Source organism: Streptomyces sp. NPDC005794, from assembly GCF_042871445.1.
GTDB lineage: Bacteria > Actinomycetota > Actinomycetes > Streptomycetales > Streptomycetaceae > Streptomyces.
Window position 1 is genome coordinate 17,729 of record NZ_JBIAIN010000027.1, and the last position, 18,424, is coordinate 36,152.

The window sequence follows — 18,424 nt, forward strand, 5'->3', positions numbered from 1 at the left end:
TCCAAAGTCCGGCCTGTAAGCGCTTGTTCCTCGTTCTTCCCAGCCAAGCAACGGTCTCTCGCCGATGTCAACGGCGGGGAGCGTGCGACGATCGTGGGGCGACGCGGCTCGGGGGGCCGCTGATCCTTCTCGGAGGGGCGGATTCAGGTGGACGACGACGTACGCTCGCGCTTCGACGGCCGTGGTCGCGTCGAGGTGAGGTCCGGCCGGCACACGGACGAGAAGCAACGCCGGATCGAGCAGATCGCCCGCGCGCTCGGCTACCGGCTGCTGACGGTCCACGCACTCGTCGGCGGGGCGGCCCAGCTCGTCTTCGAACGCGACGACGCCCCGCTCGCACGCCGCCGCAACGAGCTGACCATCGCCCGGCTGCGCGCGGGTGGGCCGCTGCTGCCGGCGGTCGAGCCGCCTCCGCCCCCGCCGCCACTTCCACCGCCGCCGGTTGCCTCGCAGCCGCAGCGCCGACGGCCCGGCCGGCTTCCGTCCGGGCCGCCTCCGCCCCCACCGGTAGCTCCTGCGGTCCAGCGGCCACGGGTGCCGTCTCCGCCGCCCTTCCCGCCGCTGCCGCCGCCCCCGCCGCCCGTGGCTCCGTCCTCCTGACGGTGTTCGGCCCCGCCCGGTGAGCAGGCCGGGGTCGCCGGCGAGGCGAAGTGGGAGAAGAGCGTGGTCACGGCCACGTCGGCCTCGGCGGCCACGTCGCGGATCCCCACCGCGTCGAAGGGTGTGCAGGTGCGGTCCCCCGAGGAGGTGCTGCGGTCACCAGGCCGACGGGGCGTCCGCTGCAGAGCGTCAATGCTGCTGTGGAGGGCTCTCGTTGGAGTCGTTCTCGGTGAAGTGGTCGAATTCGCCGGCGACGACGCCCTTGGCGAAGGCGTCCCACTTCTGCACGGTGGTGGTCACCACCGTGCCGGGGTCGCCGGTCTCACGGAGGTGTACGAGTTCTCCGGGGCCGAACGCGATCTCGATCCAGGGCCCGGGGCCCTGCGCGTCCTCGGGGGCGGCGCGGGTCCAGGTGAGGTCCGGCGGCAGGTCAGCCACGGTCGTGGGTCTCCTTGACGGTGCGGATGAGGGCGGCCAAGGCGTGCGGGCTGGTCCGGAGTATCGCGCCGCTGGGGTCGCCGCTCTCGGTGAGGGCGACCGATCCCTGGTCGGCGGCGATGTGTATGCAGGAGTTGCCTTGCGCGCAATAGGAGGACTTCTGCCAGTCGGGTGTGGTCATCTTCGGTTCCTCACAATTCCTGAGTGATGGCGTGGATGAGGTCTCGCGATTGTTCCGTCGGCAAGGCGGCGGCATCGAGTCGTTCGAGCAACAGCCGGTACTGCGCCAGTTGAGCCTCGGAGTCGATGAACACCGGACCGTGGGACTGGTCGAGTTGGGCGGTGTCGAGAGCGGGGACCGGGCCCTGTACGTAGCTCGACCGCGTCGGTGTTCAGCCGCTCGGTGATGCCGGGTCCCTGCCCCAGTGTGATCCAGTGGCGTTTGTCGAGGTAGCGGCCCGGTGTGATGGAGGCGTAGCCGCGTTCTTGCGCGCGGGCGTGTTCGGGTTCGCACTTGACCGTGATGCTGATCGTCCGGGTCGTCTGTGACGATCAGGAACACCTTGCCCGCGACCTTGTACACGTCGAGTCCCGGGGTGAAGGGGTAGCCGTGACTCACGTCCGGGAGGGCCAGGGCCGCCCGGCGGGCGGTTGCCTGGGGACGTGGCGCTGCCCGACAGCGCAGTGCTCCACCCTGGCGTGAGCCGGCCCTTGTGATTCCGAGGAATATCTGAGGTTGTTCGCCCTTGTTAAGGCCGCGCAATTGATGCTATGGGTGCCCATCTCTGGTGCTCGGCATCTCCATTTGCATTCCGTCAGGGAGGAGGTCGGTGAGCTAGCGTCAATGCGATGACGCGGGTGCCGCGTTGCGGAGTACGTGGGGGTGGAGTCACAGATGGCCTGGGACGAGTGGGAACAGCTCAAGGCAGAAGCGACTGGAGGGGCTGGAGCGCGGATGTCGCTGGCCGGGGTTGCACCTGAATCGTCAGGCAGTGAATCAGGTACAGGCCGAGGTACGGACCGTCTGAAACACAGCGGTGGGCCGTGGACCAGCGCATCCGGCACTGCCAGCACTTTGGGCACCAGTACCCAGACGAGCCGCAGTCGCCTTCGTCCCGCACACGCAGGCGTGGCAACCGGCGCGGTGGGTTTCGCATCCGTGGCATCGCTGACTGCCGTGCTGGAATCGTGGGACGAGCGGCTGGCCGCTGTACGGGGTGAGTGCGACTACCTGGGGGGAGCCTTGTCGAAGGTCGCCAGGGAGATGGGCGAGAGCGAGATTGTTGTGGATAAGTCCATCAAGTCCGTTGACGCGGGCGCGGATGAGCGTCGGTGACCGGAGTGATGTTGACCTGGCAACGGCTGCGGGACTTGAAGCGGCAGGAGTTCGAAGACGCGAGCGATGGCTGGCACGAGATCTCAGGTCGAGCAGATGCTGATCGGGTCCGGGTCGAGAAAGCGATGACAGCGAAGCTGCGCGAGACCCAAGAGAGTGACTCTGCGGAAGCTGCCATCAATAGGCTCAAGCGACTGAGTCGCAATTTTCAGTATGTGCACGCGGAGGCCGGGCTGATCCGCACTGCATTGAATGGCCTGGCCGCTGAACTGGCCGGCCCACAGACGCAGCTGACGCAGGCACTGGAGGATGCGGCAAGCCTGAAGTTTACTGTTCATGCGGACGGTTCAGTCAGCTATCCGGCGGCGGTAGGTGAGACGCTGCTGGGCAAGCAGGAGCATCCGGGCGGTTCCGCCCAGGGCAGCGCGCGGCTTCCGCTGGAAGCGCCCGGCCTGAGTGAGCGGCCTGGTCTGCCCGGAGGGACTTTCAAGCCCAACCCGAACGCGGCGAAGGCCGAGGCAATCGCGGACCTCATCGCACGTGCCGTGCGGCAGGCCACGGAGATTGACGACCGCTACGCGAGGGTGTTGAACAAGCTCAAGGCCGCCAAGGGGATCGATGTCACCAAGGCGACTCTGGACGACGTCTTCCAGGACACAGCGAGTGTACGTTCCGGTGCCTCCAAGTACCTTGCTCAGGGAGTCCCTTGGGATGAATCGCCTGCCGCGCGCAAGGAGTGGTGGGACAGCCTCTCTGGGGAGCGCCAGCAGGAGTACCTGGACGTCGCCCCGGAACTCGTTGGCGGTCTCGACGGGATACCGGCCACGGTGCGGGACGAGGCGAACAGAAATTACCTTCCGGTCCTTATCGATGAGTTGGCGAGGAAGGAGGGCGAGGATGCCCGAATGAAATTGGACGCACTCCGTGGGATCGAAGGGAAACTGGGTGAGCCCTCGAAGATTCCGACTTTCCTGCTGGGGATCGGGGACGAGGGAAACGGCCGCGCTATTGTGGCGTACGGGAACCCGGATACGTCGCGGAATGTGTCGGCATACGTGCCGGGGTTGGGGACCAAGCTGGATACGGGGTTTGTCGATGACACATTACAGCGTGGCCTGGATACAGCGGTAGGAGCGCGAGGGTATGACTCGTCCAGCTCGGCAATCGTCTGGCTCGGTTATGACGCCCCGAATATCGCTACGGTTGCAAGTACCAGCAGTGCTGAAGCGGGAGCTCCCGCTTACAATCAATTCATGGATGGCCTGGGCGTAACAAATCGGAATGAAGACCCGCATGTCACGGCGATCGGCCACTCCTACGGCTCGCTCGCTGTCGGCACGGCGGCCCGACAGGACGGCGGAATTCCGGCTGTAGACGACATCATCCTGCTTGGTAGTCCGGGCGTGGGTGTTGATAAGGCAGAAGATCTCGGTGTGGGTAAGGGCCACGTCTACGTCGGAGCGGCCGACAACGATCCGGTGACTCAGCTTCCCTCTAAGCAGCAGAGTGCTGTGGGGGTCCTGGCCATGGCGGGGGGCCCTTTGTTTCCTACTTGGCGGGCGACATTGCCGACCAAGGAGATGATGATGTCCACTTCGGCAAGGATCCAGCTAGCGAGGCGTTTGGTGCGCAGCGCTTCGCAGTTGACGACGGACCGCACCCGATTCTTGACGCGGGTGGGTTTGACGCCCATTCTCAGTACTTCACGCCGGAGAAGGATAAAGTGTCTGCGGAGAATATCGCACTGATCGTCGCGGGGCAACCGGATAGAATTCAAACGGAGAAGTGGCGATGATGGGTGGCGCGCGATGGGCTTGGAGCATTGTGCTTGCAGGAATGTTGACCACCGGGTGCGGGGTATTTAGTAAGGATGAGGGGGTGGTCGAGATGAACATGCAGGAAGCGGCCGAACATTCGGATGCCATGTTGGATGGGGCGCTGGCGGCAATTGATCCAGGGGTTCAGTGGGCTCACGATCAGAACTCGACTGGCAGTTGTGATGTGACTCGACGGCGTACCGTTCTGACGATTATTTCCGACCAGCGACGCGGAAGCTTTCTTGGTGTGGTCGAACGCTCCTGGAAAAAGAGTGGTTACGATATTTATTCGGTGAGGAAGGATAAAGAATTTCCTGCATTCTTCGCTAAATCATCTGAGGGGTTTGGTATTTCGCTGGTGATCGCTGACCAGGGGCAGGCGCGTTTCGAGGTCAACAGCCCCTGTGTGGAGAAGTCCCAGGTGGCCGAGCCCACTGCCAAGCCTAATGGCCCTGCCTACGAGGGTGTCGAGATTCCTCGCCCCAATGTCCACTCCGATTTTTGGTCAGCGGAAAATCCGGCCTGATTTCTCGTGCCCAGGGGGCGGCCAGGTTGTCTGTCGCAAGGCGACCTGGTCACCCCCCCCCATGTGCAACTTGGCGATGCGCAGCGAGCCTCCCTGTCCGTCGATGGCGGTCACGCGAGAGTTCAGGCAGTCGTGCCTGTGGTGTCGGCGGCGACATCTCCACGGCACTCCGGCTGAACCGAGCCCGCACCGTGGCGTGACCTCGAACGTGCCGAAGCGGTCGTACACGTCGTGCAGGCCCATCTGAATCCCCAGTGCCGACCCGGCAGTTCTGTGAGCTGCAAGCCCCAGCCCAAGCCCACCGCCGTCCTCGTCCACGGCGCGTGAACGGACTCCACCAGTTGGGCGCGTGTGATGGAGCGACTGTGCGAGGACGGCTATCCCCGTGCGGGCCATCGCCAATTCGCTGCAAGGGCTCACCAGCGACACCGCCTACGTCTCCAGCTACCTCTTCACCGTCGACGATCCCGTGGTGCTGGTCGGCCACTCCTACGCCGGTGCCGTGATCGCCAACGTCGCCACCTCGGACCCCGATGTCAAGGCCCTGGTCTACGTCGCCGGCTTCATCCTCGCGAAGGCGAGACGGTACGGACGCCCTCATCGTCCCGGCCCACTTCCGGGAGGTCTTCGCCGGCGACGTCGACAGGGCCACGGACGCCGGCCCAGCAGCCCAGCGGCCCGCCAACACCCGAGCGGTCTCCGATGCCAGTACTGACGAGACCTTCCGCAGCGTCCCCTCCTGGAGCCTGATCACCCGCCGGGACCACGCGATCGCGACCGGCGTCCAAGCGCTTCATGTCCGAGCGGGCCAGTGCGCACACCGAGGAGGTCAGTGCTTCCCACGCTGCGAGGACCAGCCGTCCCGGCGCGGCCACCCGCGTGATCGAGGACGGCCGCCCGCAGTCTCCGGTGATCACCGGAGACAAGGAGCAGGGCGGGAGATACTGCGGATGTCAACGCCGGGGAGCGTGCGACGATCGTGGGGCGACGCGCCGACGACTGCGTGGACTGTCAGCAGCCGGTAGCCGAGTGCGCGAACGACCTCCTCGATCAGGCTCGGTGCGCAGTTCTCCGCCAAGGCCGGGAACCTGTCGGACGCCATTGTCGAGGCCGCCCGGCTCTTCTCTCAGGGCACGTTGCGCATACCGGTCGAGAAGGCCTACCCCCTCGGCCATGCCGCGGCGGCGCACATCGACAGCGCTGCGGGCCATACTCGCGGGCGGCGGGCCCCTGGTCGTCTGTAAGCCGGCTGCGGGGGCCAGCAGACGTCGCGAAGGGTGTGCAGGTGCGGTCCCCCCGGAGGAGGTGCTGCGGTCACCAGGTCAACGGGGCGTCCGCTGCAGAGCATCAATGCTGCTGTGGAGGGCTCTCGTTGGCGTCGTTCTCGGTGAAGTGGTCGAATTCGCCGGCGACGACGCCCTTGGCGAACGCCTCCCACTTCTGCACGGTGGTGGTCACCACCGTGCCGGGGTCGCCGGTCTCACGGAGGTGTACGAGCTCTCCGGGGCCGAACGCGATCTCGATCCAGGGCCCGGGGCCCTGCGCGTCCTCGGGGGCGGCGCGGGTCCAGGTGAGGTCCGGCGGCAGGTCAGCCACGGCTGTGCGCCTCCTTGACGGTACGGACGAGCGCGGCCCAGGCGGCGGGGCTGGTCCGGAGTGTCGCGCCGCTGGGGTCGCTGCTCTCGGTGAGGGCGACGGTGCCTTGGTCGGCGGCGATGTGTATGCAGGACTCGCCCTGGCCGCAGTAGGAGGACTTCTGCCAGTCGTCGGTGTTCACGGGACCCCTTCAGAGTTGGCGGGCGATCTCTTCGATGAAGGCGTGCGATTCAGCCGGCTCAAGTGCGACTGCGGCCATACGGTCAAGGAGCAAGCGGTACGCGTTCAGACCCTTCTCCGATTCCACTAGTACGGGCCCGTGGGATTGGTCCAGGGACACCGTGTCGAGACGGGGTGTCGATCCGTGGACGTAGAGGATCGTCTGGCCGGACCCGGGGTATGCCCCGATGGAGAACGGGATCACCCGGATAGTGACGTGATCGCGTTCGCCCTGCTCCAGGAGGTGGACGAGCTGGTTCCGTGCGGTGGCGGAGCCGCCCACCGGTACGCGGAGAGCCGCCTCATGAATGACTGCGTGGTACGTCATGGACACAGGGTGGTCGAGGATGCTCTGGCGCTGTAGCCGGAAATTCACTCGGTGCTCGATCGCTGAACGGGAGAACTTCGGTACGACTTGCCGAAAGAGCTCGCGCGCGTGGTCTGTCGTTTGCAACAGCCCTGGGATGTGAGCGGTGTTGGCAGACCGCAGTGCGGTCGCACGACACTCCAATTCGGCAATGTCCAGCAGGGGGGTCGGCAATACCTCCCGGAAGGTTTCCCACCAGCCCTTTCTCTGGTCTCGGGCGAGATCGAGCAGACCACCGACGTAAGCACTGTCGTGACAGCGGTAGTTGACGGCCATGACGCGCAGGCGCTCTGCGCTCACCCCGAAGCGACTCGCCTCGATGTTGCTCAACTGAGCCTGGCTGATGCCGAGGAGGCGTGCGCCCTCCGTGGCCGTGAGGCCCGCTTGTTCGCGTAGGCCTCGTAGTTCCATCCCGAGCCGTTGGCGTCGTGCACTGGGTGCGTTTCTGGCTGCCATCGTCAACTTCCGTTACTCGCACGCACAGTGGGCATGTCCCTCGCGCTGGTGGACAACACAAGCGATTGGCGATCTGGCAAATATTTTATGTCAACGATCGCTACCTTGGGTCTCAGGCCACCCGCCCGGAAGTACCCCGCTCGACGGAGCGGCCTCGTCACCGGGCCATGCGACACGCACATCCCCACCGCTCCTCCGTGAACGGAGACTTCCATGGCTCTGGCCACCGTAACGCCGCCCTGGGCGTACACCCTCCAACTTCCGCAGGATCCCCGTGCTCCGGGGATCGCCCGTGCGACTCTGCGGACCGTCCTCCTGGTGCACGGGATGCGGGATCTCGTCGACACGGCCGAGCTGCTGGCGAGCGAGCTCGTCACCAACGCCTTCCGGCATTCCTCGGCGCCGTACTCCCTGCGCCTGCGCGGTGCGGGGCGGAATCGGGTGCGGGTCGGGGTCTGGGACAGCAATCCGGTGATCCCGGCCCCGTTCGGCGGCGGGGCCATGGACGAGCCGTGCGCGCTGGCCGAGCGGGGGCGCGGGCTCCATCTCGTACGGGAGTGCGCGGAGAGCTGGGGCGCGTACCCGATCAGGGGCGGGCTGCCCGGGCAGGGCGGGAAGGTGCTGTGGGTCGAGTGCACGGCCCGGCCGGAGTGTCAGTGGGGTGATCTATCGTGACAGTGAGTGATGGATGAGTGTCGCGATGACCCGGAGGGGGCCTGATGTCCGAAGCGTATGAGTACCTCTGGCAGTACGGTGAAGTCACCGCGGGACATGAGGTGGCGCCTTCAGCCGCTCCCGTGGGCGCCGCACCCCCCTCTCCGGCACGGAGGTCGAGACCTGTGTCCGTTTGGCCACCCTTGCGTCCGCGACCGGGCAACCTGCGCGAGGTCGCCGAGAAGATCGAAGAAGCGACAGGCCTGCGGGTGCAGGTCGTGGGGGGAAGCCTGGTGATGTCTCCTACTCCGCGTGGCAAGCACGCCGGTGTGATCTATCGGCTTGAGCAGGCCATCCGGCCGAAGCTGACCCCGGAGTTGGTGGCGGCGGAGGCCGTTTCGGTCGAGATGCCCGATGACGCCGACGACTACGTCACTCCGGACCTGACCGTGTGTCCCGCCGGGTTTCTTGAGTCCGACGACTGGTTGCTTGAGCCACGAGACGTGGAGCTTGCCGTCGAAGTCATCTCTCAGTCGGAGAAGGCGAGGAGCATCAGTCAAAAGGGCGACTGGTACGCCGTTGCGGGTGTCGCCTCTCTGCTTGTCATCGACCCCAGGCACGGGACGTGGACTCTTCACACGCGCCCGGAGAGCGGGGGATATCAGGACGTGCTGCGGGGCAAATTCGGCGAGACCATCCTGCTGCCAGAGCCTCTCGGAATCGCCGTCGGGACGGACGAGTTCCCGCTCTACAGCACCCCGGATCCCTCGCGGGGGCGCGACTGACCACGCCGCGCCCCCTCCGGGGTCAGCCGGTGTAGCGCGCTTCGAAGGTGCGGAAGGCGCGTTCCTGGCGGAGCTCCAGGCCGGCCTTGGGGTTACGGGCGGTGAAGCGGGCGCAGCGTGCAGAGTCCAGGTTCCGGCACTCCTCCACCGGGCGGAAGCCCTGGCGGACCGGGTCGGGCCGCCACAGGCTGCGGCCCGTGAGGAAGCTGTACTCCAGGGAGGACCGGGCCAGGTCCTTCAGCTCCGGGTAGTCGAGTCCGTACGTACGGGCCGCCCGGCTGTATTCCTGGCCGATGTCGCCGCGCGAGACCCCGGGGTCGTCGGTGGACAGCACCACGGGGACCCCGTACTTCCGGTAGACGGGGAACGGGTGTTCGGCTCCCTGCACCTGGAGGATCTGGGCGTTGCTGGTGAGTGGCACCTCGACGGCGATCTGGCGGCGCGCCATGTCGCGGGCGAGGCGCTGCCAGTCGTCCTCGTGCACGAGGTCGACGCCGTGGCCGATGCGTTCGGCCTGGCCGGTGCGTACGGCGTCGTCGATGTGGAAGGTGAGGTCCTCGGGCTTCACCAGGCCGGGGACGAGCTCACCGGCGTGCAGGGTGATGTGGGCGGCGGGGTAGACCCCGTGCAGGTAGTTCAGCATGCGCATGTGCAGGCGGTAGTCCCGCAGCGAGATCTCGCCGTCCTCCGGCTGGACCAGGTTCACGGCGACGAACCGCTGGTCGCGTTCGGCCAGGCGCAGCCCCAGGGCGATCTGGGTGAAGACGCGTTCCGGGGCGCTGTTGCGGGACACCTGGGAGACCCAGCGCACCGTGATCCGGCACGCGGGGCCGGGGGTGGCGGTCGCGCAGTGCGCGGTGTCGCGGAACTCGGCGTCCGCGGTGTCGGCTTCCTGCTTCGCCGTCGTCACGAGCTGGTCCAGTCGGCTGCCGGCGAGCAGCTTGCGGTGCAGGGAGGCGAGGTCGGCGTCCCAGCCGACGTCGGCGGCCAGTTGCTTGGCGCCTGCCGAGGCGGGGCTGACCATGGTCTCCAGATACGTCTGGTTCTGTGCCGCAGCGGTGCCCGCCACGTCGGCCAGCATCTTCCCGCGGTGCGAGGTCGCGGCGCCGAACTTCCCGAACGTGGCGAAGAAGTGGTCGTGCCCCGACTCGCCCTGCGGGAAGTCCTGCATGGACCAGGCCTGGATGACTTCCTGCCGGAACCCGGCATCCGTGAGGGCGTCGGCGGCCGGCCGGGTGCCGGTCACGCACGGTGCTGCGACGGCGGTCGTCGTGGCGTCGATGCAGAGGCCGTCCTCGGCCGCGAGCTGGATGAGGTATTCGGTCCGTACCGCGCCGGAGAGGTGGTTGTGCAGGTCACCTCCCTTGGGGAGGTCCCGGAAGAACCGGCCGGCCTCCTGCGGATGCGTCTTCAGCCAGGCGGCGGTGCGGGCTTCGGCGGCGGTGGACGGCCGGGTCGGCGGTACGGATGCGGAGGGGGCGGCGGCTCGGGCCGACGTACCGGCGGGCAGCGAGGCGGCGAGGGCCGCCGCGGCGAGCCCTGCGGCCATCAACAACCGGCGGGTCCGCGATGAGTTGTGGTGTAGGGAGATCACGCCTTGCATGATCACGAAGAGTGGGCCGCACCGCCCCCGGACTGCGTGAAGAGTGCCCCGTAAACCATCCGTCCGGAGGACATCCATCTGCCAGGACCGGCTCAGGCGCGGAGTTCCGGGGGGAAGCCGGTCCAGCGGAGGTCCGCCGGGAGGTGCCCCAGGTCGTTGACCATGACGAGGGCCGTGGGCCTGCCGGGGGCGTAACGGATCACGGTGAGCCCGGTGTTGGCGTGGTTGAGGCCCATCCAGCGCCAGGCGGGTGCGTCGAGGGCGTCCCGAACCAGCCAGGCGGCCAGGAACGCGTGGGTGACGACCAGTTCGTGGCGGGGTTCGTCGCCGTCCACCGGCCCGGTGAACCGTGCCTGCGCGGCGCCTGCCAGCTCCGGGCCCCGGCTGCGTTCGGCCTCGGGGAACTGCTCCACGAACCCGAGGAGTCTGTCCGCCGAGTCCGCCGGGAGTTCGTCCCGGCGGGGGACGTACGGGACGTAGTCCCCTGCCGCCTCCGAGGAGTGAAGGGGAACGTCACGCCCGAGCCGGTCGTGGACCAGCCGGGCGGTCTCCGTGGCGCGGGGCAGTGGGCCGTGGTGGACGGCGGAGAGCGGTACGTCCCGGAGCCGCTCGCCGAGGTACGCGGCCTGGCGCCGGCCCTGTTCCGTCAACTCGGTCTCGTCCGGGGACGCCTCGCCGTGCCGGGCGATGTAGAGGAAGCGGGTGGCGGTCGCGGTGGCCATGGGGCCCTTTCGGGTGGTCCGGTGTGTGTCGGGGTGGACGGTGTCTCCCTCCGGTCGGTTCCGGGTCGCGCGTTCGGGTGATGTCGGCCGGGGCGGTTCCTTGCGGGGGCGGGGGTCCGGCTCACGCCGCCGGTACGCCCGGCGTGTCGGGTACGCCGCGTTTGGCACAGTGCCGCTCCGTGATCGAGGAACGGGGTGACGGGATGGCCGTGGTGGGCGGGCTGAGTGATTCGGCGGGGCCGCCGCCGAGCGGGGGTGAAGGCGGGCCGAGGCTGAAGCACAGCGACGGTCCGTGGCTGCGGGCCGCCGGGGGTGCGGAGGCGCTGGTGACCCACCTGGGCCCGGTGCGGGCCGAATTGAGCCTGGCGCACCAGGGGCTCATGGCGGGGGCTGGCCGGCTGACCGCCCTCGCGGAACTCGCGGCCGTACGGGAGTCCTGGGAGCGGCGGATCCATGCGGCGCAGGGCGAGTGCGGCAGCCTGGCGGCCAGGCTGCGGGACGTCGCGCGTACGCACGGCGCCACGAACGGGGCCGTCAGGTCGTCCTTCGCCGCGGTGAGGACGGGCGGGGGTGACGAACGGTGACGCCGACACCTGCGCTGACCTGGGCGCAGTTACGGGACCTGAAGTGCGCCGAGCTGGAGGGCGCGGCCGACGGGTGGGGCAGGTCGAGCAACCGGGCCGACGCGGCGCGGGACCGCGTCGAGCAGCAACTGCTCACCGGGCTCCGCGACACGCAGGAGGGCGAGGCGGCACAGGCGGCGGTCGCACGGCTGCGGCAGCTGGGGCGGAACTTCCAGTACGTGTACACCGAGTGCGGGCTCGTCCGTACGACGCTGAACTCCTTGGCCCACGAGATGAGGACCCAGCAGCGGGTGCTGGCGCAGGCGCTGGACGATGCCACCGCGTTGAAGTTCACGGTGCACGCGGACGGATCGGTGACGTATCCGGCGGCGGGCGAAGGGCTCATCGACGGTACGCCGCTGACGGGCGGCACGGCGTCGTCGAGCGGGGCTGCGGGGCTGGTGCCGCCTTCGGGCCTGGTCCCGCCGAACCCCCATGCGGCAAAGGCGCAGGACATCGCGGACCGGGTGACCGGGGCGGTGCGGGCGGCGGCCGAGATCGACTGGCGGTATGCGGGGATCCTGCGCCGGCTGAAGGCGGAGGAGGGCCTGAAGGTCCCGGACTCCACGTGGAAGGACGCGGCGGCCGACGCGTCTGAGGTCCGGGACGCGGCGGGGGCGTACCTCAAGGACGCCATCCCGCGCGACGCGTCTCCTGCGGAACGGCTGGACTGGTGGGCGGGGCTGACCCAGGAACAGCGCGAGGAGTACCTGGCGGTGTACCCGGACCAGATCGGGAACCTGGACGGAATTCCGGCCCTGGTCCGCGACGCGGCCAACCGGGACAACCTGCAGTTGCTGATCGGCAAGCTGGAGGGGCGGGACGACGAGAAGTCGGTGACGCAGCTGGCGGGACTGCGGGAGATCGACCGGCAGCTGGGGGAGGGGACACAGCCGCCCATGTTCCTGCTGGGCATCGGGGATGAGGGGAACGGGCGGGCGATCGTCTCGTTCGGGAATCCTGATACGGCTAAGAATGTGGCGGCGTATGTGCCGGGGTTGAACACGTCGCTTGATAGAGATTTCGCTGAGGGTGATCTCAAGCGTGCCAGGGATACAGCCATTGCTGTCCAGGACCTTGACCATTCCAGTGCAGTGATCGCTTGGTTGGGCTATGACGCTCCGCAAACACCGGATGGTATTGAAAGTTTGGCCGTGATGGGCGAAGAGAGAGCCAGTGAAGGCGGGCGTGCCTTTAATGCATTCATGGGTGGTCTCGTGGAAACTAATGAGGCTGACAACCCTCACTTGACGGCGATTGGTCATTCGTACGGATCTCGGACTGTGGGGGCGGCAACACAGCAAGGGGGTGGCATCCCTGGAGTTGCTGACATCGTCCTTGTAGGTAGTCCTGGGGTGGGTGTCGATCACGCAGAGGACCTCAAGGTGGGAAGCGGACACGTATTCGTGGGTGCCGCTGAGAATGATGTTGTGACGAAGCTTCCGTCTAAGCAGCAGGTGACCCTTGGTGCAATGGCGGGGCCCTATGGATACATCGTAGGAGGTGTTGTGGACCAAGGGGACGACGACTTGTGGTTCGGTAAGGATCCGGCCAGCGAAGCATTCGGTGCGAGGCGCTTCCCAGTGGACGACGGTCCGCGGCCGATCGGCCCTCGTGGACTCTCGACAGACGCTCATTCGCAGTATTTTGATCCCGAGAGGGATGCCGTATCAGCAGATAGTATTGCTCTAGTCGCTGCCGGTCGGTCGCGTGAAGTCAAGATGGAGGAACCGCGTTGATCCGCTTGGCTCGGTGGTCGGCATTGTCGCTGATCTGTTTTTCGCTAGCTGCGTGTACTGGTGAAGCAATTTCAACAAATAGCGAGGGTCGACTCGGCATGGATATGCAAGAGGCTGCTGATCGTTCGGATGCTATCCTCGACTCCGCATTAAATGAGATTAGTCCGAAGGTTAACTGGGCTCACGGGCCAACTACTACGGGCAGTTGCGATGTTTCCCGCAGGCGAACCGTCATGACCGTTGTTTCGGCTGAGCGCAGGGGAAGCTTCTTGGGTCTGGTGGATCGGCTCTGGAGGAAGAGTGGTTACCAAATCAAGGCGGTGAACAATAGCGCGGATCTTCCTGCGATCTACGCGCAGACTAAGGAGGGGTTCGGTGTGAGCCTTCGCTTCGGCGGCAAGGGACAGGCCTTCTTCCAAGCGGACAGCCCCTGCGTCGAGAAGTCCGGGGTAGCCGAGTCGACCACGCCGCCGAACGGCCCGTCCTACGAGGGCGTCTACCCCATCCCCCGCCCCAACATCCGCTCCCCCTTCTGGTCCACCGGCGCCCCCTGACCCCTCGTGAACGCCCCCGACGCCCCCTCATGCCCCCATCCACCCGTACACACCAGCGAATCGCGTCGTGAACCACGCCCGGATGGGGGATGGTTGGGGGGTGCGGAAATACTGGTTGTTCGTCGGCGGTGGGATCGGGCTGGGCCTGTGCTTCATCGCCCTGCTTGTCATCGGTACGTACTCCGCCGCCGCCGGGATCGCCGGGGCGAGCGGGGCTGTCGGGTTGGCCAAGGGGGCTGTGCCCGCGCGGTACCAGCCGCTCGTGGAGAAGTGGGGGAATCTCTGCCCGGCCATCAACCCCGCCCTCCTGGCGGCGCAGTTGTACCAGGAGAGCGGCTGGAACCCGCGCGCCCAGAGCCACGCCGCCGCGCAGGGCATCGCGCAGTTCATCCCCGGGACCTGGGCCACTCATGGCATCGACGGGGACAAGGACGGGGACCGGGACGTATGGGATCCGGCCGACGCGATTCCGTCCGCAGCGTCCTACGACTGCGAGATCGCCGGGTACGTCAAGAAGGTTCCGGGCGACCCGACCGACAACATGCTCGCCGCGTACAACGCGGGCGCCTACCGGGTGATCCAGTCGGGCGGGGTGCCCGCGATCAGCGAGACACAGAACTACGTCAAGATCATCCGCTCCCTGGAGAAGAGCTTCGCCAAGCCGGTCGGCAGGGTGCAGCCCTCGCAGCAGGCTGCCGGGGCGATCTACTTCGCGCAGAAGAAGCTCGGTACTCCTTATCTCTGGGGCGGGAACGGCACGGCCGATCAGGGCGGCAGGTTCGACTGTTCCGGGCTGACCCAGGCCGCGTACCGGACGGTCGACATCGAGCTGCCCCGGGTGGCCAACGATCAGTACAACGCCGGCGCGCACCCCTCCCGGGAGGAGCTTCTCCCCGGTGACCTGGTGTTCTTTTCGGACGATCTGAACAACTCGCGGGCCATCCGGCACGTGGGGCTCTACGTCGGCGGTGGGTACATGATCAACGCCCCGTACACCGGCTCGGTGATCCGGTTCGACAAGATCGACACCCCTGATTACTTCGGTGCGACAAGGGTCACGAAGGACGGGGCGGCGGCGCTCCCCACCGCGCTTCCGGAAAGCTGACGGGCAGTCGGCCGTGGCCGGAACTCTCCGTGAAGCCCGGGCCCTGAGCTGCGACGACGAGTCTCTCTTCGATAACGTCATGGTGATCATTCGGTGGAGAACGGAACGTACGCAGCTGACAGACCGTTCCCTGGACTGGGACAGCATGCGCACATGACCAGGCGCGACTGCCCAGACCAGTCCGACGTGACGGCATCATGGCGTGGCGCGGCACTGAATCCGCACCGACCACGGGGGTCAGACCAAGGCGACGCACGCCGTTGTGCGTCGCAGCAGCAGACAAGGCAAGGGGCCGCGGCAGATGGCTGGACTCGCACTCGATGGGTCGAACCCCGATGTCAGCCTGCTCTACGACATCAATGGGCTGGCGAAGGCCGCTCCGACCTGGTTCGACCGGGTCATGGAGTTCGTCGGTGAATTCGGGATCATGCTCGCCATGGTCCTGGTGGTCCTGTGGTGCTGGTGGAGCGTGCGCCGACGTGGGACGACCGAGGATTCGGTGACTGCGGTCGCCGGGCTGGTGTGGGCGCCGCTCGCCGCCGGGATCGCGTTGCTCATCAACATCCCGATCCGGGGCTTCGTCGAGCGGCCGCGGCCCTTCAACGACCACAAGGGTCTCGAAGTCCTGGTGCAGGGGAAGACGGACTTCTCCTTCGTGAGCGACCACGCGACGATGGCGATGGCGATCGCGGTGGGGCTCTTCGTGGCCAACAGGAAGTTCGGCCTGGTGGCGATCGCGCTGGCGCTCCTGGAGGGCTTCTGCCGCGTCTACATGGGCGTGCACTACCCGACCGACGTGATCGGCGGCTTCGCTCTCGGTACGGCGGTGGCCCTGCTCCTCTCCCCGCTCGCGATGATGCTGCTGACTCCTCTGGTGGGGGCCGTGGCCCGCGCCGGAGCGGTCGGCCGGCTCGTCCGCTCGCGCGGGGCGGTCGCCGCCGGCGGGCGGGACGAGTCGCACGGGATTCCCGAGCCGAGCCCGGGTTCCGGCCGCGGCGGTGCGCCCGGCGAGAGGGACCTGGCCGCGTAGGCAGGGGCTTCGAGAGTTCGAGGGGGTGCTCCGCGAGGGGCGCCCCCTCAGGCGTGTTCCGGAGGGTGCCGGCGGCGGCCGACGGCCACGTGGTCACTTCGGTCGTTCCGTCCCCGCACTCCCGACGGCGGGGCATCATGTCCGGAGATCCGGGGGGTGGTTCATGTGGCCGGTCGGCGGCCGTCGCGGCAGGAAGTCAATCGGCGGCGCGAGCGTACGGAGTTCGTCGGGCGACGGGGTGAGCTGGCGGTCTTCCGGGAGACGTTCGCCAGGGATCCGGAGGAGACCGACTTCCCGTTCCTCTTCCACGTGCGCGGCAACGGTGGCGTGGGGAAGTCGACCCTGGTGCGTCAGTGGGAGGCCACGGCGCGGGAGCAGGCCTCCGTGGTCACGGCGTACGTGGACGACGACGTGCATGACGTGTTCGAGGCGATGGAAGCGGTCAGCACCCGGCTGGGCCGGCAAGGTCACCCGCTGAAGAGGTTCGACAGACAGCTGGCGACCTACCGTCAGCGCAGGCACCAGGCGGACAGCGCCGTCCCCGCACCGTTGCCCGACCCCTCGGGCGGCCAGGCCGCGACCGCACCGGCCGCCTCGCCGTCCAGCACGGTCGCGGCCCAGGTGGGCCTGGTCGGGCTGGGCATGGTGCCCGGGGTCGGGGCGTTCGTCGGCGCGGTCGATCCGCAACAGGTCGCGCTGGGCGCCGACCGGGTGCGGGCGGCCCTCAACATGCGGCTGCGCAGCCATGACGACGTGCAGCTGGTGATGAATCCGCTCGCGGTCCTCGCCCCGGTCTTCCTGGAGGACCTGGCCGATGTCGCGGAACGGTGCGAGCGGGTGGTGCTGTTCTTCGACGTGTACGAGCGGACCGGGCCGGTGCTCGACCGGTGGCTCCACGACACGGCCTTCGGCGAGGACTACGGCGGTCTGCCGGTCAACGTGCAGATCGTGCTGTCCGGGCAGCTGCGTCTGGACACCCGGGTCTGGGGTGATCGGCTGGGCCAGGTCACCGAGGTGTGCCTGGAGGTGTTCACCGAGGAGGAGGCCCGCACACTGCTCGCCACCCACGGGGTCACCGACGAGCCGAGCATCGAGCTGGTCCTGCGCCTGTCGGGCCGGCTTCCGCTGCTGGTCGACATGCTGGCCCGGAGCGAACCGGGGACGGGTGCGGGCCTGGGCGATCCGTCCGAGACCGCGGTCGAGAGGTTCCTGAAGTGGGAGCCGGACACGGAGCGGCGCGAGGCCGCGCTGGCCTGTGCGCTTCCTCTGCAGATCGACGAGGACATCTACCGTGCGGTCGTCCCGGAGGCCGCGGCCGGGAGTTACGCGTGGCTGCGCGGCCTGGCCTTCGTCTCTCCCCAGGCGGGCCGTTGCCGCTACCACGACGTCGTACGTGCCGCGATGCTGCGGCTGCAGCGGACCCGGTCGCCCGCCCGGTGGCAGCAGGCGCACATCCGCCTGGCGGACCTGTTCCAGCAGGCGCGGTCCGTGGTGGAGACAGACCTCGGCGCCGACCCGGAAGACCACTGGGCGGACACCGCCTGGCGGGAGCACCGGCTGAACGAGACGTACCACCGGCTGTGCGCGAATCCTCGCGGCGCCCTGCCCGACGCGCTCTGTCAGAGTGCCCAGGCCGTCGACCTCGATGTCGCCACGCTGCGCCGTTGGGCCCAGACGCTCGGGCGGGCCGGAGGCGACACGGATTCGGCGGTCCTCACGTCGTGGGGTCGTCGTCTCGAGGACGCGGCCGAGCAAGAGAGGCCGGGCGCGGTCGCCCTGACCCTGTTGCTGGGGGCGCCCGAACTCGATCCCTCCGCAAGGGCGTTGGTGTACACCGTGCGTGCCGCGGAACGCCGGGGCGCGGGTGAGACGGAGGGTGCGCTGGCGGACTGCGCGGCGGCCGTCGCTCTCACACCGGACGCGGCACGGCCCCATGCGGAGTTCGGGGAGACCTACCGGGTCCTGGGCCGCCACGAGGAAGCGGTCGCCTCCTGCACACGCGCGGTGGAGGCCGACCCGCTGTTCGTCCTGGCCTTCGGCAGCCGAGGTGACGCCTACCGGAACCTGGGGCGCCACGCCGAGGCGTTCGCCGATTTCGACCGGGCCGTCGCGATCGATCCGAAGTACGCCTGGGCCTACGGCAGCCGGGCGCAGGTGTATGAGGCCATGGGCCGGTACGAGGAGGCTCTGGCTGATTACGACCGTGCCGTCGGGATCGATCCGCAGTACGAGTGGGCCGTCGGCAGCCGGGCTC

General features: G+C 67.8%; 21 protein-coding genes and 1 pseudogene. 14 read left to right on the forward strand and 8 right to left on the reverse strand.

The genetic code is table 11. The annotated features are described in order from the left end of the window. Window positions 1–147: 147 nt before the first annotated feature. On the forward strand, window positions 148–600 hold the full coding sequence (locus ACFYQ5_RS32075) for a hypothetical protein (protein ID WP_389202676.1): 453 nt from the start codon (window positions 148–150) through the stop codon (window positions 598–600). A gap of 189 nt (window positions 601–789) precedes the next feature. On the opposite strand, the gene ACFYQ5_RS32080 is transcribed toward ACFYQ5_RS32075, so the two are convergent. The 3 genes from ACFYQ5_RS32080 to ACFYQ5_RS32090 are packed head-to-tail and all read right to left on the reverse strand — an operon-like array spanning window position 790 to window position 1,352. Beyond that, window positions 790–1,038, reverse strand: coding sequence for a DUF397 domain-containing protein (locus tag ACFYQ5_RS32080; protein WP_389202677.1), 249 nt, complete (start codon window positions 1,036–1,038; stop codon window positions 790–792). Next, entirely contained in the window at window positions 1,031–1,219 is a 189-nt protein-coding gene (locus ACFYQ5_RS32085) for a DUF397 domain-containing protein (RefSeq protein WP_389202679.1), read from the reverse strand. The genes ACFYQ5_RS32080 and ACFYQ5_RS32085 overlap by 8 nt, the downstream gene beginning before the upstream one ends. Window positions 1,220–1,229: 10 nt before the next feature. After that, complete coding sequence (locus ACFYQ5_RS32090) at window positions 1,230–1,352, reverse strand: Scr1 family TA system antitoxin-like transcriptional regulator (protein ID WP_389202681.1); 123 nt, start codon at window positions 1,350–1,352, stop codon at window positions 1,230–1,232. A gap of 845 nt (window positions 1,353–2,197) precedes the next feature. Here ACFYQ5_RS32090 and ACFYQ5_RS32095 point away from each other — a divergent pair. The 5 genes and pseudogenes from ACFYQ5_RS32095 to ACFYQ5_RS32115 form a co-directional block, all read left to right on the forward strand. Next, window positions 2,198–2,374, forward strand: coding sequence for a hypothetical protein (locus ACFYQ5_RS32095; protein WP_389202682.1), 177 nt, complete (start codon window positions 2,198–2,200; stop codon window positions 2,372–2,374). Then, a complete protein-coding gene (locus ACFYQ5_RS32100; RefSeq protein WP_389202683.1) occupies window positions 2,371–4,122 on the forward strand; it encodes an alpha/beta hydrolase in 1,752 nt (583 codons plus the stop codon). Before ACFYQ5_RS32095 ends, ACFYQ5_RS32100 begins: the two co-directional genes overlap by 4 nt. Window positions 4,123–4,261: 139 nt before the next feature. Continuing rightward, on the forward strand, window positions 4,262–4,717 hold the full coding sequence (locus tag ACFYQ5_RS32105; RefSeq protein ID WP_389202831.1) for a hypothetical protein: 456 nt from the start codon (window positions 4,262–4,264) through the stop codon (window positions 4,715–4,717). A 385-nt stretch (window positions 4,718–5,102) separates the two neighbouring features. Then, a complete protein-coding gene (locus ACFYQ5_RS32110) occupies window positions 5,103–5,432 on the forward strand; it encodes an alpha/beta fold hydrolase (protein WP_389202685.1) in 330 nt (109 codons plus the stop codon). Window positions 5,433–5,772: 340 nt separating this feature from the next. Then, window positions 5,773–5,961, forward strand: a pseudogene (locus tag ACFYQ5_RS32115) (zinc-binding dehydrogenase); the annotation flags it as partial. 103 nt (window positions 5,962–6,064) lie between these two features. On the opposite strand, the gene ACFYQ5_RS32120 reads toward ACFYQ5_RS32115, so the two are convergent. From ACFYQ5_RS32120 to ACFYQ5_RS32130, 3 genes are read right to left on the reverse strand one after another with little or no spacing between them, the layout of a single operon-like run. After that, a complete protein-coding gene (locus ACFYQ5_RS32120) occupies window positions 6,065–6,313 on the reverse strand; it encodes a DUF397 domain-containing protein (protein ID WP_389202686.1) in 249 nt (82 codons plus the stop codon). Then, the gene (locus ACFYQ5_RS32125; protein ID WP_389202688.1) at window positions 6,306–6,494 is read right to left on the reverse strand and encodes a DUF397 domain-containing protein; all 189 of its coding nucleotides are present in this window, start codon (window positions 6,492–6,494) and stop codon (window positions 6,306–6,308) included. The genes ACFYQ5_RS32120 and ACFYQ5_RS32125 overlap by 8 nt, the downstream gene beginning before the upstream one ends. Before the next feature lie 9 nt (window positions 6,495–6,503). Further along, entirely contained in the window at window positions 6,504–7,355 is an 852-nt protein-coding gene (locus tag ACFYQ5_RS32130; RefSeq protein ID WP_389202690.1) for a helix-turn-helix domain-containing protein, read from the reverse strand. A gap of 213 nt (window positions 7,356–7,568) precedes the next feature. On the opposite strand from ACFYQ5_RS32130, the gene ACFYQ5_RS32135 reads away from it, so the two are divergent. Together ACFYQ5_RS32135 and ACFYQ5_RS32140 are read left to right on the forward strand one after the other, a co-directional pair. Beyond that, window positions 7,569–8,030 carry an ATP-binding protein gene (locus tag ACFYQ5_RS32135; RefSeq protein WP_389202691.1) on the forward strand — a complete coding sequence of 154 codons (462 nt, stop codon included), beginning with the start codon at window positions 7,569–7,571 and terminating at the stop codon, window positions 8,028–8,030. A 164-nt stretch (window positions 8,031–8,194) separates the two neighbouring features. After that, window positions 8,195–8,794: a Uma2 family endonuclease gene (locus tag ACFYQ5_RS32140; RefSeq protein ID WP_389202692.1), complete on the forward strand. Its 600-nt coding sequence runs from the start codon at window positions 8,195–8,197 to the stop codon at window positions 8,792–8,794. 22 nt (window positions 8,795–8,816) lie between these two features. Here ACFYQ5_RS32140 and ACFYQ5_RS32145 read toward each other — a convergent pair whose 3' ends face one another. Further along, window positions 8,817–10,397 carry an adenosine deaminase gene (locus tag ACFYQ5_RS32145; protein WP_389202694.1) on the reverse strand — a complete coding sequence of 527 codons (1,581 nt, stop codon included), beginning with the start codon at window positions 10,395–10,397 and terminating at the stop codon, window positions 8,817–8,819. 92 nt (window positions 10,398–10,489) lie between these two features. Further along, window positions 10,490–11,119 carry a histidine phosphatase family protein gene (locus tag ACFYQ5_RS32150; protein WP_389202696.1) on the reverse strand — a complete coding sequence of 210 codons (630 nt, stop codon included), beginning with the start codon at window positions 11,117–11,119 and terminating at the stop codon, window positions 10,490–10,492. Window positions 11,120–11,298: 179 nt separating this feature from the next. Here ACFYQ5_RS32150 and ACFYQ5_RS32155 point away from each other — a divergent pair, with 179 nt between their 5' ends. The 6 genes from ACFYQ5_RS32155 to ACFYQ5_RS32180 all read left to right on the forward strand — a co-directional run. Then, window positions 11,299–11,703, forward strand: coding sequence for a hypothetical protein (locus ACFYQ5_RS32155; RefSeq protein WP_389202698.1), 405 nt, complete (start codon window positions 11,299–11,301; stop codon window positions 11,701–11,703). Further along, window positions 11,700–13,481: an alpha/beta hydrolase gene (locus ACFYQ5_RS32160; RefSeq protein ID WP_389202699.1), complete on the forward strand. Its 1,782-nt coding sequence runs from the start codon at window positions 11,700–11,702 to the stop codon at window positions 13,479–13,481. The genes ACFYQ5_RS32155 and ACFYQ5_RS32160 overlap by 4 nt, the downstream gene beginning before the upstream one ends. Before the next feature lie 377 nt (window positions 13,482–13,858). Beyond that, on the forward strand, window positions 13,859–14,035 hold the full coding sequence (locus ACFYQ5_RS32165) for a hypothetical protein (protein ID WP_389202701.1): 177 nt from the start codon (window positions 13,859–13,861) through the stop codon (window positions 14,033–14,035). Between the two features lie 115 nt (window positions 14,036–14,150). Further along, the gene (locus ACFYQ5_RS32170) at window positions 14,151–15,140 is read left to right on the forward strand and encodes an NlpC/P60 family protein (RefSeq protein ID WP_389202833.1); all 990 of its coding nucleotides are present in this window, start codon (window positions 14,151–14,153) and stop codon (window positions 15,138–15,140) included. 301 nt (window positions 15,141–15,441) lie between these two features. Continuing rightward, entirely contained in the window at window positions 15,442–16,170 is a 729-nt protein-coding gene (locus ACFYQ5_RS32175) for a phosphatase PAP2 family protein (RefSeq protein WP_389202703.1), read from the forward strand. A gap of 165 nt (window positions 16,171–16,335) precedes the next feature. Continuing rightward, window positions 16,336–18,424 (forward strand): tetratricopeptide repeat protein (locus ACFYQ5_RS32180; protein ID WP_389202705.1); only part of this gene is annotated, 2,089 nt, incomplete at its 3' end.

Bases quoted from the DNA above. Each gene is read 5' to 3' on its own strand.
- ACFYQ5_RS32105 (WP_389202831.1), top strand. From the start codon at position 4,262: ATGAACATGCAGGAAGCGGCCGAACATTCGGATGCCATGTTGGATGGG.
- ACFYQ5_RS32150 (WP_389202696.1), bottom strand. From the start codon at position 11,119: ATGGCCACCGCGACCGCCACCCGCTTCCTCTACATCGCCCGGCACGGC.
- ACFYQ5_RS32130 (WP_389202690.1), bottom strand. From the start codon at position 7,355: ATGGCAGCCAGAAACGCACCCAGTGCACGACGCCAACGGCTCGGGATG.
- ACFYQ5_RS32175 (WP_389202703.1), top strand. From the start codon at position 15,442: ATGGCTGGACTCGCACTCGATGGGTCGAACCCCGATGTCAGCCTGCTC.
- ACFYQ5_RS32145 (WP_389202694.1), bottom strand. From the start codon at position 10,397: ATGCAAGGCGTGATCTCCCTACACCACAACTCATCGCGGACCCGCCGG.
- ACFYQ5_RS32085 (WP_389202679.1), bottom strand. From the start codon at position 1,219: ATGACCACACCCGACTGGCAGAAGTCCTCCTATTGCGCGCAAGGCAAC.
- ACFYQ5_RS32135 (WP_389202691.1), top strand. From the start codon at position 7,569: ATGGCTCTGGCCACCGTAACGCCGCCCTGGGCGTACACCCTCCAACTT.